Source organism: Bacillus sp. BS98 (assembly GCF_008432245.1).
In the GTDB taxonomy this organism is placed as follows: domain Bacteria; phylum Bacillota; class Bacilli; order Bacillales; family Bacillaceae_G; genus Bacillus_A; species Bacillus_A toyonensis.
Genome location: NZ_CP043830.1, coordinates 3,022,132 through 3,039,293, shown reverse-complemented (window position 1 = coordinate 3,039,293; position 17,162 = coordinate 3,022,132). Strand labels below are relative to the sequence as shown.

Annotated in this window: 11 protein-coding genes and 2 pseudogenes; 12 read left to right on the top strand and 1 reads right to left on the bottom strand. The window is 35.3% G+C overall.

Translation table 11 applies throughout. The features are described 5' to 3' along the window. Positions 1-2 precede the first annotated feature (2 nt). The 4 genes from F0362_RS15735 (at position 3) to F0362_RS15720 (ending at position 6,484) form a co-directional block, all read left to right on the top strand. The gene (locus tag F0362_RS15735) at positions 3-1,544 is read left to right on the top strand and encodes a serine hydrolase domain-containing protein (RefSeq protein ID WP_149889868.1); all 1,542 of its coding nucleotides are present in this window, start codon (positions 3-5) and stop codon (positions 1,542-1,544) included. Between the two features lie 197 nt (positions 1,545-1,741). Next, on the top strand, positions 1,742-2,974 hold the full coding sequence (locus F0362_RS15730; protein ID WP_149889867.1) for a DUF4073 domain-containing protein: 1,233 nt from the start codon (positions 1,742-1,744) through the stop codon (positions 2,972-2,974). A gap of 396 nt (positions 2,975-3,370) precedes the next feature. Then, positions 3,371-4,366, top strand: coding sequence for a D-cysteate sulfo-lyase (locus tag F0362_RS15725; RefSeq protein ID WP_001046631.1), 996 nt, complete (start codon positions 3,371-3,373; stop codon positions 4,364-4,366). 639 nt (positions 4,367-5,005) lie between these two features. Continuing rightward, a complete protein-coding gene (locus tag F0362_RS15720; RefSeq protein ID WP_000005107.1) occupies positions 5,006-6,484 on the top strand; it encodes a DHA2 family efflux MFS transporter permease subunit in 1,479 nt (492 codons plus the stop codon). A 267-nt stretch (positions 6,485-6,751) separates the two neighbouring features. Here F0362_RS15720 and F0362_RS15715 read toward each other — a convergent pair whose 3' ends face one another. Then, the gene (locus F0362_RS15715) at positions 6,752-7,609 is read right to left on the bottom strand and encodes a PhzF family phenazine biosynthesis protein (protein WP_000704337.1); all 858 of its coding nucleotides are present in this window, start codon (positions 7,607-7,609) and stop codon (positions 6,752-6,754) included. A 705-nt stretch (positions 7,610-8,314) separates the two neighbouring features. Here F0362_RS15715 and cypD point away from each other — a divergent pair. The 8 genes and pseudogenes from cypD to F0362_RS15675 form a co-directional block, all read left to right on the top strand. Then, the gene (gene cypD, locus F0362_RS15710; RefSeq protein WP_149889866.1) at positions 8,315-11,512 is read left to right on the top strand and encodes a bifunctional P-450/NADPH--P450 reductase; all 3,198 of its coding nucleotides are present in this window, start codon (positions 8,315-8,317) and stop codon (positions 11,510-11,512) included. 347 nt (positions 11,513-11,859) lie between these two features. Beyond that, positions 11,860-13,305: a L,D-transpeptidase family protein gene (locus tag F0362_RS15705; RefSeq protein ID WP_001064111.1), complete on the top strand. Its 1,446-nt coding sequence runs from the start codon at positions 11,860-11,862 to the stop codon at positions 13,303-13,305. A gap of 315 nt (positions 13,306-13,620) precedes the next feature. Beyond that, on the top strand, positions 13,621-14,472 hold the full coding sequence (locus F0362_RS15700; protein ID WP_001078037.1) for a DUF2935 domain-containing protein: 852 nt from the start codon (positions 13,621-13,623) through the stop codon (positions 14,470-14,472). A 108-nt stretch (positions 14,473-14,580) separates the two neighbouring features. Continuing rightward, positions 14,581-14,700: pseudogene (locus F0362_RS15695) on the top strand (RNA-guided endonuclease TnpB family protein); the annotation flags it as partial. Between the two features lie 209 nt (positions 14,701-14,909). Beyond that, positions 14,910-15,125 (top strand): hypothetical protein, encoded by a 216-nt coding sequence (locus F0362_RS15690; RefSeq protein ID WP_001104095.1) that lies wholly within the window; start codon positions 14,910-14,912, stop codon positions 15,123-15,125. 238 nt (positions 15,126-15,363) lie between these two features. Next, positions 15,364-15,750 (top strand): DUF1259 domain-containing protein, encoded by a 387-nt coding sequence (locus F0362_RS15685; protein ID WP_000157863.1) that lies wholly within the window; start codon positions 15,364-15,366, stop codon positions 15,748-15,750. Between the two features lie 486 nt (positions 15,751-16,236). Continuing rightward, positions 16,237-16,398, top strand: coding sequence for a hypothetical protein (locus F0362_RS30585; protein ID WP_000441014.1), 162 nt, complete (start codon positions 16,237-16,239; stop codon positions 16,396-16,398). Between the two features lie 543 nt (positions 16,399-16,941). Continuing rightward, positions 16,942-17,067, top strand: a pseudogene (locus F0362_RS15675) (cytoplasmic protein); the annotation flags it as partial. Between the last annotated feature and the right edge of the window lie 95 nt (positions 17,068-17,162).

The following is a 17,162-nucleotide window of genomic DNA, read 5'->3' as shown; positions in this document are numbered from 1 at the left end:
AAATGAAGAATAGGCAAAAAGCATCGATAATATGCAAAAGTATTTTATGTTTAATGATTTGTATATTCATTATGAATGAAGCATGGTTTACAAATGTGGTGAGGGCAGAAGCGGGCACGTTGACTGATAGGAGTATAGAGAATTTCAAAAAAAAGATGGATGAACAGGTACCAAAATGGCAGGAGAATTATGAGGTACCAGGGGCTGCAATAGGTATCGTACATGAGGGGCGTATTGCTTATACACTTAACTACGGTTATGTAGACAAAAAGACAAAAAAAGCGGTGAGTGATGATACATTGTTTCAAGCTGGTTCTATATCTAAAAGCCTTACAGCGTGGGGAATCTTGCATCTTGTAGATGAAGGTCGTTTATCACTAGATGATCCCGTTGGAAAATATCTGACCAAATGGAAATTACCTAATTCAGAGTTTAATAATAATGAAGTCACGATAAGAAGATTGTTAAGTCATACAGCAGGGCTGTCTGCACATAAAGGATACCTCGGGGTTGCACCAGGGAAACATCTTGACTCTATTGAGGAATCTCTGTCTGGAAAAGGATGGCTTAATGAACCAGTGGAGGTTACCAATAAACCAGGTTCAGAAACAATTTACTCTGGTGGCGGATATACAATTTTACAACTTGTAATTGAAGAGGTTACCGGAATACCGTTTGATCGTTATATGGAAGAACAAATTATGAAACCTTTAGGAATAAAATCTAGTTCATTCTTACAACGTCCTGAAAACCATAACCTTTCGAAAGCTTATGGATATTTTGGAGAGGAGCTCCCTAGTTACCAATTTACCGAACAGGCTGCTGCAGGTCTTAAGACAAATGTTACGGATATGATGACATTGATACTTGCAAGCATGGATGCAAATAATAAGGGGAATGGTGTCATCAAAAGTGAACATGTTGAAGAAATGCAAAGGCTAGTATTAGGGGAGAATGGTTTAGGCATATTTGAAAAAAAACTATCTAATCAATGGAAATTACTTTATCATTCTGGTGACAATCGAGGCTGGCATTCTTTTTATGGTTTCATTCCTAATACAAAGGATGGATTGGTAATCCTTACAAATGGTGAAGGTGGTATAGACTTACGACAGGATATTTACCACGCATGGATTGAATATGAAACGGGAAAATTACCTGAAAGTTACTTCTCTCTAGCTGAGCAGAGAAAAAACAACTCTATTACATCAATTGTTATTGGAGCCACACTTGGTTTATATTTGCTGCTATTTGTGATTAGATTGTACAAAGGTAGAAGAACTTTCATTTTTAAGCAAGAGAAGAGATCCTACATCGGATTAGTAGTTAGGACATTTTTACTTATTATTACTGCTATCCTCGTATTTTGTGCTGCCTATTTGTGGAGAGTTTTCAGCTTGAATTCCGGTAATACAATAAATTTTATTCTAATAATGGTATGGATTATAACATTATTAATTAGTGGATTTTTCCCGAAAATTAAAAGTAATAAAAAACAACGTATGAAACGAAAAGATTTAACATCAAAATTTACATGTATGTAATGTTAAAGGCTAGAAAGTTAGATTGGCGCGAATCTCGAATTGTGGAGTGCAATGAAAAGACAAAATCTCTTAAAAAACAATTAATTTTTCACTCCATTAGCCTTTACAATCTCTCCCTATAATATGAATTGGACAAGCACCTAAGAGAAAGCAGAACATGTCAGTTTGTACATTCTATTATTAGGGGGAGAATTTGTATGAAAAAGACAGTTGCTTTGTTAGCAGTTATGGCAGCATTATTACCGACGTTTTCAGTGCATGCGGAAGGGAAAGAGCAAGTCCGAAAATCAGCTACAACTTTTAACGTTATTAGTGATATTCAAGGGGATTTAGGGGACTTTGATCACGTGTTAAAAGATATGAGCAAAGTGACGCCACTTTCTAGAGCGCTTATTATGAATGGGGATATAACGCCAACTGGACAGCAGTCACAATATGATGATGTGAAGCGTGTGTTAAACAAAAATAAACATCCGGAAAATGTATGGTCAACTGTTGGGAATCATGAGTTTTATGCTGGGAAATGGACAGCTGATGGGAAACTTTCTCAAAATACATGGCCAAATGGTGTAACTGAGGAAACGCTATTTAACCGTTATCTGAAGTTCAGTGGGCAAGAAAAGGTATATCATAAAAAAGAATTAGACGGTTATCCGCTTTTATTTTTAGGAACTGAAAAATATATGAAATACCACGATTCAAAAATGTGGGACGAAGTATATATGAGTGATGAGCAATTAGGTTGGCTTAAACAAAATTTAGAAGAGTATAGTCAAAAAGATAAAAATAAACCAATTTTCATTTTCTCTCATCACGTTTTACCTGATACGGTATCCGGATCGAAACAATCACCATATTTACAAGATTATTTAAACGTGGATAAATTGTATGATATATTAAAAGACTATCCGCAAGTTGTTTTCTTCACGAGTCATACGCATTGGGATTTAAACTTACCTGACTGGGCTGGTAAAAAGAAAATTAAAGGCGGAGATGAAAAAGGTTTCACTGTTGTAAATACAGGCGGGATTGAAACAGGCTGGATGTCAGCAGGACCAAATGGTGGAGAGAAAACTGCTCCTGATGGATATTCATTTAAACAAGGACTGCAAGTGAAAGCATACGGTAACGATGTTGTCGTAACGGCTTACGATTATAAACGTGATAAGGATATTAAGAAATTATTAGTTAGTGATTCAAAAGTTGCGCAAATGGCACCAAATGTAACAGCTGATGATAGTAAAAACGTAATTGCCGGTGCAACTGAATACATGGAGTACTCTATAGAAGGAACGAATGAGTGGTATACGTATAATAAAGCAAATCCTCCGAATTTTGATGGAGATAAAACTGTATACGTACGTCATAAAGGTGAAATGAATTTAGAGCCGGGATTAACGCAGTTACTTCGTTTTTCGGTAAATAAGTGATTGGAGGGAGTCCACATTTGAATGTGTGGGCTCTTTTTTTGTTGATGAGAAATGGGTGCTTGTCTGTCGTTTTTTGTCGATAGCTCGATATATTAAGAAAATCGTTGATATATTGCAAGTTACGATCGATATATTAAGAAAATCGTTGATATATTGCAAGTTACGATCGATATATTTGAAAAACCGTTGATATATTGTAAGTAATGAACGATATATTTAAAAAATCGTTGATATAAATTTCATGTACCGTAATTAAGTTAAAATCATTAATACGGTTTTACTTATCAAAATGAAATTCTAATACATTTTTAACCCAGAAAGGTGACTTCATCATTTTTACATGTAATAATAGTATCGTTACATATATTGTGAAAGAAGTACAAAAGGAGCGTTACAATGAATTTAGCTAAATTCCCGAGAAAAAAATATACAGAATCATATACACCAATTGAAAAGTTAAACAATTTTTCTGAAGTACTTGGTGGGCCGACTATTTATTTTAAACGAGATGATTTACTTGGTTTAACAGCTGGCGGTAATAAGACGAGAAAGTTAGAATTTCTAGTTGCGGATGCACAGGAAAAGGGTGCAGATACGTTAATTACAGCAGGTGGTATTCAGTCTAATCATTGCCGCCTGACACTGGCAGCTGCGGTAAAAGAGAAAATGAAATGTATCCTTGTATTAGAGGAAGGGCTTGAGCCAGAAGAGAAGCCAGACTTTAACGGAAACTATTTCTTATATCACTTATTAGGTGCTGAAAACGTAATTGTTGTACCAAACGGAGCAGATCTTATGGAAGAGATGCAGAAAGTAGCAAAAGAAGTAAGTGAAAAAGGTAGTACACCATATGTAATACCAGTTGGTGGATCAAACCCTACTGGCGCAATGGGATACGTTGCTTGTGCGCAAGAAATTATGGCGCAATCATTCGAGCAAGGAATTGATTTCAGTACAGTTGTTTGTGTAAGTGGTAGCGCGGGTATGCATGCTGGTTTAATTACTGGTTTTTCTGGAACGCAAAGCCAGATTCCTGTAATCGGAATTAACGTAAGTAGAGGAAAAGCTGAGCAAGAAGAGAAAGTAGCAAAACTTGTAGATGAAACTTCAGCTCACGTTGGTATCCCAAACTTTATTTCACGCGAAGCCGTTACATGCTTTGATGAATATGTAGGACCAGGATACGCTTTACCAACACCAGAAATGGTTGAAGCAGTACAGTTACTTGCGAAAACTGAAGGTATTTTACTTGATCCAGTGTATACAGGTAAAGCAGTAGCGGGACTAATTGACTTAATTAGAAAAGGTACATTTAATAAAGAAGATAACATTTTATTCGTACATTCAGGTGGCTCGCCAGCTTTATATGCGAACACATCTCTATTTGCGTAAGTGTAAAAAGCATTGGGTATCCAATGCTTTTTTTTGTTATATAGCGGAATTGTTAGAAGGTGAGAAGTGGATTACATGGGTTCAAATGTAAAGTGATTCGGATATCGTTATAATCGATTGTTTAAAAATATTATGAGATGGGCCCTAGTATGTATAAAGTTCGTTCTGCTTGCTACTGTTTTGTTTGATGTTCAGTATTTTATTACTAGATTAGCAAGGGATAAATTCAATAAATTTTAAAAAGTTATAGGTGTTAGTTTGATTAAAGTATTGCTACAAATATTGACCTTATAAATAGAAGAAACCCAAACAATTTAATCAAAATGTTTGGGTTTTAATTTTAGATTCTTTACATTTTTATAAAAAAGATTGATCGTTTTATGTGGTCTACTTAAATATTTTGTCATTTTCAAAAAAAGTTCATTTATATATTCATTCAAAAGCTTATTTACATGTGTATAAAGGATTTAGTCAATAAAAATGATTTTAAAATGTTATGTTGAGCAAAGGGAATTGCTAAAAAGAGAATATCTATTCGAAGAGTTTGGCAAAATACTGCAAGGATAAAGTATTCTTGTGCAGATATGCAAACGATTTAAACGAATCAATGAAATTTATAATGAGGGAGCAAACAAATATATGAGTGAAACATTACATAAAAGAAAACCACCATATTTAATGCTTGTAATTCTTTTTATTGGGGCCTTTGTTTCATTTCTAAATAACTCGCTTTTAAATGTAGCTTTGCCATCAATAATGAAAGATTTAGACATTCAAGATTATTCAACGATCCAGTGGCTTTCTACAGGATATATGCTTGTTAGTGGTATATTAATTCCGGCATCAGCATTTTTAATAACCCGCTTCTCAAATAGGAGCTTATTTATTACATCTATGGTGATTTTTATTCTTGGGACTACCTTAGCGGCTGTAGCACCGAACTTTGGTTTATTACTTACTGGTCGGATGGTTCAAGCGGCAGGCTCTTCAGTTATGGGACCTTTGTTAATGAATATTATGCTAGTAAGCTTTCCGAGAGAAAAAAGGGGAACAGCAATGGGGATTTTTGGACTAGTTATGATTACAGCTCCAGCAATTGGACCGACACTATCAGGTTATATTGTAGAGTATTATGACTGGCGTTTGCTTTTTGAAATGATTTTACCATTAGCAATCATTAGCTTACTATTAGGGGTTTGGAAATCTGAAAATGTCATGAAACAAAATAAAAATGCAAAACTTGATTATCTCTCATTGCTATTATCTTCTGTCGGTTTTGGCGGTTTGTTATATGGATTCAGTTCTGCAAGCTCCGATGGTTGGATGGATACAGTTGTCGTAACAACTTTAATCATAGGCGCTATTGCCCTAATTGCTTTCATTATCCGTCAATTAAAAATGAATGAACCGTTATTGGATTTACGTGTTTACAAGTACCCAATGTTTGCACTTGCATCTGTAATTGCAATTGTCAATGCGGTGGCCATGTTTTCAGGTATGATTTTAACACCAGCTTATGTACAAAACGTCCGTGGTATTTCGCCGCTGAACTCTGGGCTGATGATGCTTCCGGGTGCGGTAATAATGGGGGTTATGTCACCAATTACAGGTAAACTATTTGATAAATATGGCCCTCGGATTCTTGGCATAGTAGGACTTTCCATTACAGCTGTTTCAACTTATATGTTGGCAAACCTGCAAATTGACTCTAGTCACACACATATTATTCTTATTTACACACTGCGGATGTTTGGGATGGCAATGGTGATGATGCCACTTATGACAAATGGTCTTAATCAATTGCCGACTCGCTTAAATCCGCACGGTACGGCTGTTAATAATACAGCTCAACAAGTGTCCGGTTCGATTGGTACTGCTATTCTTGTTACGATTATGAATTCTGTAACAACAACAAAAGCTGAAAGTCTAATGTCTGATGTAGATCCAACAACCTTCACAGCAGCTACGAAGGCAATAGTAACTCAGAAGGCTTTATTGTCCGGAATTCAGCATTCATTCTATGTAGCGCTTGGCATGAATGTTGTTGCACTGCTATTAGTTTTTTTCGTTAAACGTGTAGATACAAGTGCGGAAGCAGTCGATAGGTTAAATCGTTAGAGCAAAACAAAACTCTTGCTAATGATTCCTACAAGTTTTTTTGCTTATTAGTTCGAATATGAAGAAATCTAAATTTCCGCTGCTAAGGCGCCGGTATTTAAAGCTGGAAAAGAACCAGTGAAATAATTACATATAGTAAAAAAGATCTGATATTCATATCAGATCCTTTCAGATTGAAGACAAACACATTGTTCAATTAAATAATGTGTTTGCTTTTTATCTATTTCTCTATCCTTCTCAAGCTTTTTATGCGGTGTTTTTTTATTTTCACTCAATATTTTCTACATGTAAACACTTAGTTTCACAGTAATATCCTTTGCCGCCAACATAAACTTTTTCTATTTCATTCTTGCTATTGGTTGCTAATTTAACTAATATTTCGGAAGGCGAGTGTAAAGAATAACCTTGTTCAAATACATAGACTTCTTTTTGCAAGTAGTGCTGTTTATAAAGGTAGCAAGCTAATGCACCGTTTGAAGTTCCAGTCGCTGCTTCTTCATTGATATCGTATAGTGGAGCAAAGTTTCTGCATATAATTCGATTGTCATTAAAAGTATATAGATGCATCCCGACAACATTATAATACTTGCTGATTTCTTTAATTTTTTCAAAATTAGGTTGCATTGTATGTAATTGTGTTTCGCTTTTTATAGGAATTAAAATATCTTTTAAGCCCGTGGAGACAATTTGAATTGGGTATTTATTGTCTATATCTTTAATGTCAAAGCAGTCGATAAACTCATTTGGAGATATAACATCATAGAATATCGGTTCGTTTTGTTCCATGAATATGATGTCCTCTTTTATGGTAATAGTAAGAACACCGCTGTTCGTTTCAATCGTATAGCGATTCTTGAAAAGTTTATTTAAATGCATCAGTATCGTGAAAGAGCCAATTGTGGCATGCCCACATAAATCAACTTCTTCTTTTGGTGTAAAATACTCAATTTTATAATCAGCAATTTCAGATTCTGATATAAATGCGGTTTCCGCATAGCCCAGTTGTTTGGCTATTGCCATTTTTTGAGTAGTGGTCAATGTATTCTCCATAAATACCACTCCTGCTTTATTTCCGCCTTTATGATCCTTGCTAAATGCACTTGCAACATAAACGGATATTTTCATAAGACACCTTCTTTCCTCACTTATAGTAAATTGTAGCATGGAAAGCACTACGTATAAATGTTGTTGGATAAATTTACTATAAAGCAAGAGACAAACTATTTTTTAGCATCTGAACTCTCTGGAAATAGTTTCACTAGTCAAACATTACTTATCGTATTTGTTTGACTGGACATTAAAAACTATGGGCTTTCCAAATACTACAATCTTAAGCTCATCAACTTCTTTGTTTTGGGTATTCGCTTTTCTTAGCTTGACGGATATGTAGTGCAACTGTAGCTGTAAAATAAAGTGTGATCAAAATATGTGGGGAGTTTTTAGATTATCTTTTAACACCAACATTATAATGCTCCAATTATAATAATTCGCTTCATTGTAAGTTAGTATTTTTTTCTGCAAGTTATAAATCTAATGTCAACAAACAACTTAGATTACCAACCTTATAAGCAATATCATAATCATGAATAGTTAGGGAAAAGATAAAATAAGGTAATCAATTACATATCTTTATCCCAGGCGATTACTTGCTATCTTCTCTTTATTGAATGGGATATTTTATCCCGCTATTTGCCGGGCAGTAAGACCCCCACCTCAAAATTCAGCGGAAGCAAAGAAGTTAGGTGGGGGTCGGGCTGCCCGTAAAAGCCCGATTGGTGAGGGCTGATTAAAGTTTCACTTTATTTCATGCTTTTTGAAAGGGTGTTTTTAATGGATAAAAAAGTATCTGCCATTCCTCAGCCGAAAACATATGGACCGCTGGGGAATCTCCCATTAATCGACAAAGATAAACCGACCTTATCTTTTATCAAGATAGCGGAAGAGTATGGTCCTATTTTTCAAATTCAAACTTTAAGTGATACCATCATTGTCGTTTCTGGACATGAACTGGTAGCAGAAGTCTGTGACGAAACACGGTTCGATAAAAGTATAGATGGTGCTTTAGCAAAAGTTCGCGCCTTTGCTGGGGACGGATTATTTACAAGTGAGACTGACGAGCCTAACTGGAAAAAAGCTCATAATATTTTGATGCCTACATTCAGCCAACGGGCAATGAAAGATTATCATGGCATGATGGTTGATATTGCTGTACAACTCGTTCAAAAATGGGCAAGACTGAATCCGAATGAAAACGTAGATGTTCCGGAGGATATGACCCGCCTTACATTGGATACAATTGGTCTATGTGGTTTTAATTACCGATTTAATAGCTTTTATCGTGAGACCTCTCATCCTTTTATCACTAGCATGAGCCGTGCTCTAGATGAAGCGATGCACCAATTACAGCGACTGGATATAGAAGACAAACTCATGTGGAGAACGAAACGTCAATTTCAGCATGATATCCAATCCATGTTTTCTTTAGTAGATAATATTATTGCTGAACGTAAAAGTAATGGAAATCAAGAAGAAAATGATTTACTTGCCCGTATGTTAAATGTGCAGGATCCGGAAACTGGTGAAAAATTAGATGATGAAAATATTCGTTTTCAAATTATCACTTTTTTAATAGCTGGGCATGAGACAACAAGTGGATTGTTATCTTTTGCAATCTATTTTTTATTAAAGAATCCGGATAAGTTGAAAAAAGCCTATGAAGAAGTAGATCGGGTATTGACAGATCCTACTCCAACATATCAACAAGTTATGAAACTTAAGTACATACGGATGATTTTAAATGAATCGCTACGTCTATGGCCTACTGCTCCAGCATTCAGTCTCTATGCAAAAGAAGATACAGTAATTGGTGGGAAATATCCAATTAAGAAAGGAGAAGATCGTATTTCTGTTCTTATTCCACAGCTACATAGGGATAAAGACGCATGGGGAGACGATGTGGAAGAATTCCAACCTGAACGATTTGAAGAGCCGGATAAGGTTCCTCATCATGCTTATAAGCCATTTGGAAATGGTCAACGAGCATGTATCGGTATGCAGTTTGCACTTCATGAAGCCACTCTCGTAATGGGAATGCTTCTTCAACATTTTGAATTAATCGATTATCAAAACTATCAGCTGGACGTAAAACAAACATTAACGCTAAAGCCCGGTGATTTTAAGATTAGGATCCTTGCCCGAAATCAAACGATCAGCCATCCTACTGTCCTTGCACCTATAGAAGAGAAGCAGAAAGACCATGAAATCAAGCAGCAAGTTCAGAAGACTCCTTCTATTATTGGAGCTGATAATCTTTCGCTGCTTGTTCTGTATGGCTCGGATACAGGGGTAGCAGAAGGTATTGCAAGAGAACTAGCAGATACAGCTAGTTTAGAAGGTGTTCAAACGGAAGTGGTAGCTCTTAACGAGCGAATTGGAAGTCTGCCAAAAGAAGGAGCAGTTCTTATTGTGACTTCTTCTTATAATGGAAAGCCGCCAAGTAATGCAGGGCAGTTTGTGCAGTGGTTGGAGGAATTAAAACCGGATGAGCTAAAAGGTGTTCAATACGCAGTTTTTGGTTGTGGAGATCACAATTGGGCTAGTACTTATCAGCGGATTCCAAGATACATTGATGAGCAAATGGCTCAAAAAGGAGCAACAAGATTTTCTACACGCGGAGAAGCAGATGCAAGTGGTGATTTTGAGGAACAACTCGAGCAATGGAAACAAAGCATGTGGTCTGATGCGATGAGGGCATTTGGACTAGAACTTAACAAAAATATGGAAAAAGAGCGCAGTACTTTGAGTCTGCAATTTGTTAGTCGTCTTGGAGGATCTCCTCTTGCCCGAACATATGAAGCAGTTTATGCATCTATACTAGAAAATCGTGAACTCCAATCATCCAGCAGTGATAGGAATACGCGGCATATCGAGGTATCCTTGCCAGAAGGGGCTACGTATCAAGAAGGAGACCACCTTGGAGTGCTGCCAATTAATAGCGAGAAAAATGTTAACCGAATTTTAAAACGCTTTGGATTAAATGGGAAGGATCAAGTCATACTGAGCGCAAGTGGGCGCAGTGTAAATCACATACCTTTAGACAGTCCTGTTAGTTTGTTTGACCTTATTAGTTATAGTGTCGAAGTGCAAGAAGCAGCCACTCGAGCACAAATACGAGAAATGGTGACATTCACAGCATGCCCTCCTCATAAAAAGGAATTGGAATCATTATTGGAAGAAGGAGTTTATCATGAAAGAATATTAAAGAAACGTATTTCAATGTTGGATCTTCTTGAAAAGTATGAGGCTTGTGAAATCCGATTTGAACGATTTTTAGAACTTCTTCCTGCACTCAAACCGCGTTACTATTCTATTTCAAGCTCGCCACTCGTTGCACAGGATCGTCTGAGCATTACGGTTGGTGTTGTTAATGCACCTGCATGGAGTGGGGAAGGGACATATGAAGGAGTCGCTTCTAATTATTTAGCTCAGCGTCATAATAAAGATGAAATTATCTGTTTCATTCGAACGCCACAATCAAACTTTCAATTGCCTGAAAATCCAGAAACACCAATTATCATGGTGGGGCCAGGTACTGGAATTGCACCATTCCGTGGATTCTTACAAGCGCGTCGTGTTCAAAAGCAAAAAGGTATTAACTTAGGACAAGCGCATCTATATTTTGGTTGTCGTCATCCTGAAAAAGATTATCTTTATCGTACAGAACTAGAAAATGATGAAAGAGATGGATTAATCTCTTTACACACAGCTTTTTCTCGTCTAGAGGGACATCCAAAAACATATGTACAGCATTTAATAAAACAAGATAGAATCAATTTAATTTCGTTATTAGATAATGGAGCTCATCTTTATATATGTGGTGATGGAAGTAAAATGGCTCCGGATGTAGAAGATACCCTTTGTCAAGCATATGAAGAAATTCATGAAGTTAGTGAACAAGAAGCAAGGAATTGGTTGGATCATTTGCAACATGAAGGACGATACGGGAAAGATGTTTGGACTGGAATATAAATTATCCTTAATTAGATAAGTAATATGTAACGAATGAACTTCTTTCGACTAAGTGTTACTTTACAAAATAAACGTATTGATAAAAATCCCGTATTTTTTATGGAATACGGGATTTTTCTATTTTTTAATAAGCTGGACTGATATTGTAGAAAAAGAAAAAATCTCATATGAAACTAAATTAGAGTGTTACACATAGAGTAGGGCCGTTCTATTAAAAAACTAAGTTTGATTAAATAAATGCGATAAAATCTTGTCAAAAATAATGAAATTTCAGGAAAAATAAGGTACACTAGTCAATGGTTTTGGTTTAAAATCGATTGACGTTAATGTCTATGGGGGAAAAATTGATGAACAACAATACAGTAAATGAATCAGTTGAAGAAGTTCATAAAAAACGAGTAAGATCAAGAAAACGTTTTCCAAATTGGAAATTTATCGCAGCGGGTGTTGGTATAATTGCGCTTCTCGTTGGGGGAGTGAGTTATTATCAGGTAACTCACTTCAATTCGAATGTTACGATTAATGACACCAAAGTTGGTGGTATGAGTGCTGATCAGGCAATACAGAAATTAAAAACATCTGGACTAGCAAATAAAGTTTATGTCGATCAACAACAAATTTTAGATGAAAAAGAGACAAAAACAGAACTTACGGAAAAAGATTTGCCTCAAGTTAAGAAGCTATTAAAAAGCCAGTGGACATTTTTCCCTTCCTCAAAGGAAAAAAATTATTCAGTGCTACCGAAAAAGGCGGATCAGTATCGTAGTGAAACGATGAAAAAACTTGTAGAAGAAAAGCTCGTTTCTATGAATAAAGAATTAAAAGCACCTCAAGATGCTATGGCGAAGCTTGAACAAGGAAAAATTGTTATTTCGAAGAGCGTTGATGGAAAACAGTATGACGTTACTAGTCTATTGAAAGATTACGACAAGCAGAAATATAAAAGCGAAATTCATCTGAAGTCTACATACATACAGCCTATTAAAGAAGACGATCCAATTATCAAAAAAGAGGAGCAAGCACTACAGAATCTTCTTGGGCAGTCCGTTGAATATAAAGTACAGAATGAAGTGTATCCTTTAAAAGCGAAAGATTTAATTCAAAATGCCTCTATGTCAAAGGATATGAAAGTGACAATCGATGCGAGTGACATTAAGAAAAAGATTACTGAAATTAATAATGCTAAATCAACATTAAATAAAAATTTCAGCTTTAAAACCCATTCCGGTTCGGTTATATCAGTAAAAGGACAAGGCTACGGCTGGGCACTAGATGTTGAAAAAGAAACAAAACAAGTTCAACAAGCTTTTGAAAAGGGTGAAAAATCGCTATCTGCTTCTAATATTCACGGAAATGGTTGGGAGAAGGAAGGTATCGGTTATGAAACAACAGCGAATAACGGTATTGGAGACACGTATGCGGAAGTTTCAATTGCAGATCAACAAATCTGGATTTATAAAGATGGCAAATTAGCAGTCACAACAAATGTAGTAACTGGTAAACATAGCACGAGTGAAGATACATCACCAGGTGTGTGGTACGTTCTGTATAAACGAACACCATACACGTTGAAAGGAAGCGCAGTAGGTAAAGCTGATTATGCAGTTAAAGTAGATTACTGGGTACCATTCACAAATAGCGGTCAAGGATTCCATGATGCTGGCTGGCGAACAAATTGGGCGAATAATGCCTATTTAACAGGGGGATCAGGTGGGTGTGTTAACCTTCTTCCTAATGTTGCAAAAACTGTGTATGATAATTTGAACACGTATGATCCAGTTATTGTGTACTAGAAAATAGCAATCTTGCGTGAAGCGATGTATGTATGAAGAACTTAAATTAAAAAAAGAAGCAGAAAATCGTGAGTGATTTTCTGCTTCTTTTTTATTATGTATACTATGTACTTCTCGTGTGCGGGGGGAACTGTTATCTAGGTACATTTAAACATAACATGTGGTTATCAATTCAGAGAAAGGCATCTGATGGTATCTTTTCTTTATTTCCAAAAGGACTTGCTCAATATCATCATGAATTTTTATTGATGGCATTTATATATTTTTTTACTCATAAGAATAGAACTAGCTTAGTATTTACTGGGGGGATTAAGAATGAATAGGGATGAGACCTCATTACATCCTGATACGGGTGTTACGTCTGTCATGTTTGTTGAACGATCATTAAATGAAATTCGTTTTTGGTCTAGAATCATGAAGGAGCATTCTTTTTTTCTTCGATTGGGGTTTAGATGTGAGGATACCCAACTAATCGAAGAAGCTAATCAATTTTATCGATTGTTTGAACATATCGAACAAATAGCGTATTCCTATACAAATGAAACAGATCCTGAGCAAATAAAAAGATTTAATTCAGAAGTACAACAAGCTGCAACTAATATTTGGGGATTTAAAAGAAAAATTTTAGGATTAATTCTCACGTGTAAATTGCCAGGGCAAAATAATTTTCCACTGTTAGTTGACCATACAAGTAGGGAAGCTGATTATTTTAGAAAACGTTTAATTGAATTAAATGAAGGTAAATTAGATGCCCTTCCGGATGCTATTATTAAAGAAAATGTTTTCTTTTTAAGGATTATGGCAGACCATGCTAAATTTATTGGTCATCTTCTTGATCCATCGGAAAGAAAGCTTGTAGATACAGCACGGAATTTTAGCAATGATTTTGATGAATTAATGTATCAAGCAATTGACTTAGAATCTATGAAACCACAATCTCAAACAGTTCCTCTTTTAGATCAATTTTTAGATCAAAATCGTGTGTCAGTCACATCTCTTCGGGATTTTAAGAAAACGGCACGTGATTTAATTGAGCAATGTAAAGTAAAGAGTATCATTCATCCATTATTAGCAGATCATGTATTTCGTGAAGCGGATAGATTTCTTGAAATCATTGATATGTTTGATGCTCATCTTACCAATATTAAATCACAACCTAGATATTAAAAAATAAGGAAAGATACTATTTTTCCTTAAGCTGAGAAGTTAACAATTTATTGTTAGCTTCTTTTTCTTGTGATTTTTAATATTTCCAAGCAATGTAATGAAGTATAATTAGCGTATAAGCTACAAGAACAAGGCAAACAGCTTGTGAAAATAGATAAGTGATTTCCTTCTGCAAAGATGTGTCACGGTTGTAGAAACAAAAAAGAAATGTCACTATCTGAAAGAACAATGTAGACGATCGGAATTAAAAATGTTGAATAAAATTGACAATGAATATCATTTGCATTTATTATGGAATCGTCCCATGTAATTGGATATGATTTTTGTGAAAAAAAGTCTACTTTTTTATTAATGTAATAGATTTCAATTAAAATGTCACTTTCAAGAACTATCACTAATTTTTTTATGAATTTAAACGTAGGAAAGGGTAAGTAAAAATGAACTGGAAAAAAGGCGGATTATGGATTATTATTTTTTTCATTGTAAAAGGTACGATTTCTACACTTTTACTTGTTACGGGTGCTAAATATTTTAATTTATCATATATGCAACTTTTCGTACTAGTACTGATCTTATTACTGATTTCTCTCATAAGTCGAAAATTGCTTTATAGACATAAACAAAATAAAAAGCAAAAAGAGCTAAATATATAATGAAGCCCCAGAGACCTTTGGATTTCTGGGGTTTTACTTTTGGAAATTCATCCCGCTATTTGCGGGTAGTAAAACTCCCATCATTTACAATCTAGTAATAATTCATATAACCAAGAATACTTGGGCTAACAGATTTTATTAGAGTGCCATTATCTTTTTGTAACCGAATAGATTCATTACCGTTTCAGACTTATGTATGAATTCATAACCTAACAGTAAAAGGGGGATGATTGAAAATATGGCGAGTAATGAGGAATCAATTTGTCGACAGTTTGCCAGAATTATCGGTGGACAAGAAGGATTCGCCGGTGGAAAATGTGTAGCAACAATAAATCGGGAGGAAATACGAGCAACAATCTTAGGAAAACGTTTTAGAGTAACAACTTCCTTCTCATTTGAATCAAGAGATCATAAAACTGGACGGGCATTATGTCTAGGCCGAGTAGCACTCTTGCAAAAGGAAGTTACTGAATTTGTTGCTACAATTATTAAACAAGGTATAATTGTTTCGTCTATACACAATGAATGGTTATGTGATGATCCGAATTTGATTTACGTTAATATCGAAGACGTTGATGATCCACTAATTTTCGCAAAAAAAGTTAGAAGAGCGTTATGCAAGTAACAAATTTCTTTCGTTAAATGTTTGACTTTATTAATTAGAATTTTTTGGAATAGATTTAAGTGAATGATTTTATAAAAAAGAAGGCGTTCCATATTTGGAATGTCTTTTCTTAATAATTTTGCTGCTAATGTCGGCTGTTACATTATTTTAATTGATTATATGCTGCTTATCTTGCAACAATAAGAACTGGGTGAGGTATGTTAACTTGATGGCGATGAGCTTCGATTGTGGAAAACCTCCAGATTTTTATTAGCTGGTTAGTTGAAGAAGAATTTGTTCCACAACCATTAAGTTATTATAATACAAAAAATTCTTCTCCTGTAATCCCTTCAAATCGGTCAATCTCCGCGTCTTTTGAATTTCCTGAAAGTTGCTAAACTTAAGCTAAATAACTATACCCTCTCTAGAGAAATAATTAACATATCCTATGCAAGAAAGTTTAGGTAGCTAATAGCATATGTTTTATTGAAAGGGTGTGTTTGAATTATGGAAAGGCCGAATTGGGGAATTGGAGGATTAGTATTCGTTGGCTGCATGTTTCTTGGTGGAGGAGTGGGATCTATGTTAGGAAGTACTCAAACTGGATGGCTAATAGGAATGGGTACTGGATTTCTTGGGATGGCTTTAACGAGACTGATTAGAAAGTAATATAACGGGGATTCTTCTTCCGGTAAATAATGAAATATGTATGTAAGTAATTAATGCCATAAGAACTCTATAAATTATAGTTAGAAGCTTCTCTTTTGTATTTGTTTTTTCTGATTTTTTCCATACATAGATATGATTCTCAAGTCAGAGGATGGCACCTTAGGGTGTTTTTTTATGCCCTCTAAAAATATCTTAACATATAATAGCCGAGTTTTATCTTCAGTCGCCCAGCAAGCATAAAAGGAAAAACACCTCATAAAGTGAAAGTTTAATCAGTGGGGTGTTTATCTCTCACTGATTATTAGCCCTCACCAATCGGGCTGTTACGGGCAGCCCGACCCCACCTAACTTCTTTGTTTTCACTAAATTTTGAGGTGGGAGCGTTACTGCCCGTTACTGCGGGATAAAATAAAAATTCTGCACCATTTAAACTCTGGTAACAATACAAATGATCAAGAATAATTGAGCTAATAGATTTCGTTAGATTCCCATCATCTTTTTTATAATAGCATAGATTCATTACCATTTCAGACCTATGTATTCATTCATAACCTAACAGTAAAAGGGGTGATGATGAAAGGTATGGCGATTAATGAGGAATCAATTTGTCAACAGTTTGCAAGAATTATCGGCGGACAAGAAAGATTCGTCGGTGGAAAATGTGTGGCTGCCTGTAGATATCAAATTTTATAAAATGTTATAAGAACATCATAAAAAGAAAGAGGATGAAGCGCTAAAAATTACTGTGGTCATATTAAGCTGGG

Excerpts from the sequence above, each read along its gene's own strand:
- F0362_RS15730 (WP_149889867.1), top strand. The coding sequence starts at position 1,742 with ATGAAAAAGACAGTTGCTTTGTTAGCAGTTATGGCAGCATTATTACCG.
- F0362_RS15715 (WP_000704337.1), bottom strand. The coding sequence starts at position 7,609 with ATGAAAATATCCGTTTATGTTGCAAGTGCATTTAGCAAGGATCATAAA.
- F0362_RS15690 (WP_001104095.1), top strand. The coding sequence starts at position 14,910 with ATGAACTGGAAAAAAGGCGGATTATGGATTATTATTTTTTTCATTGTA.
- F0362_RS15725 (WP_001046631.1), top strand. The coding sequence starts at position 3,371 with ATGAATTTAGCTAAATTCCCGAGAAAAAAATATACAGAATCATATACA.
- F0362_RS15705 (WP_001064111.1), top strand. The coding sequence starts at position 11,860 with ATGAACAACAATACAGTAAATGAATCAGTTGAAGAAGTTCATAAAAAA.
- F0362_RS30585 (WP_000441014.1), top strand. The coding sequence starts at position 16,237 with ATGGAAAGGCCGAATTGGGGAATTGGAGGATTAGTATTCGTTGGCTGC.
- F0362_RS15735 (WP_149889868.1), top strand. The coding sequence starts at position 3 with ATGAAGAATAGGCAAAAAGCATCGATAATATGCAAAAGTATTTTATGT.
- F0362_RS15720 (WP_000005107.1), top strand. The coding sequence starts at position 5,006 with ATGAGTGAAACATTACATAAAAGAAAACCACCATATTTAATGCTTGTA.
- F0362_RS15685 (WP_000157863.1), top strand. The coding sequence starts at position 15,364 with ATGGCGAGTAATGAGGAATCAATTTGTCGACAGTTTGCCAGAATTATC.
- cypD (WP_149889866.1), top strand. The coding sequence starts at position 8,315 with ATGGATAAAAAAGTATCTGCCATTCCTCAGCCGAAAACATATGGACCG.
- F0362_RS15700 (WP_001078037.1), top strand. The coding sequence starts at position 13,621 with ATGAATAGGGATGAGACCTCATTACATCCTGATACGGGTGTTACGTCT.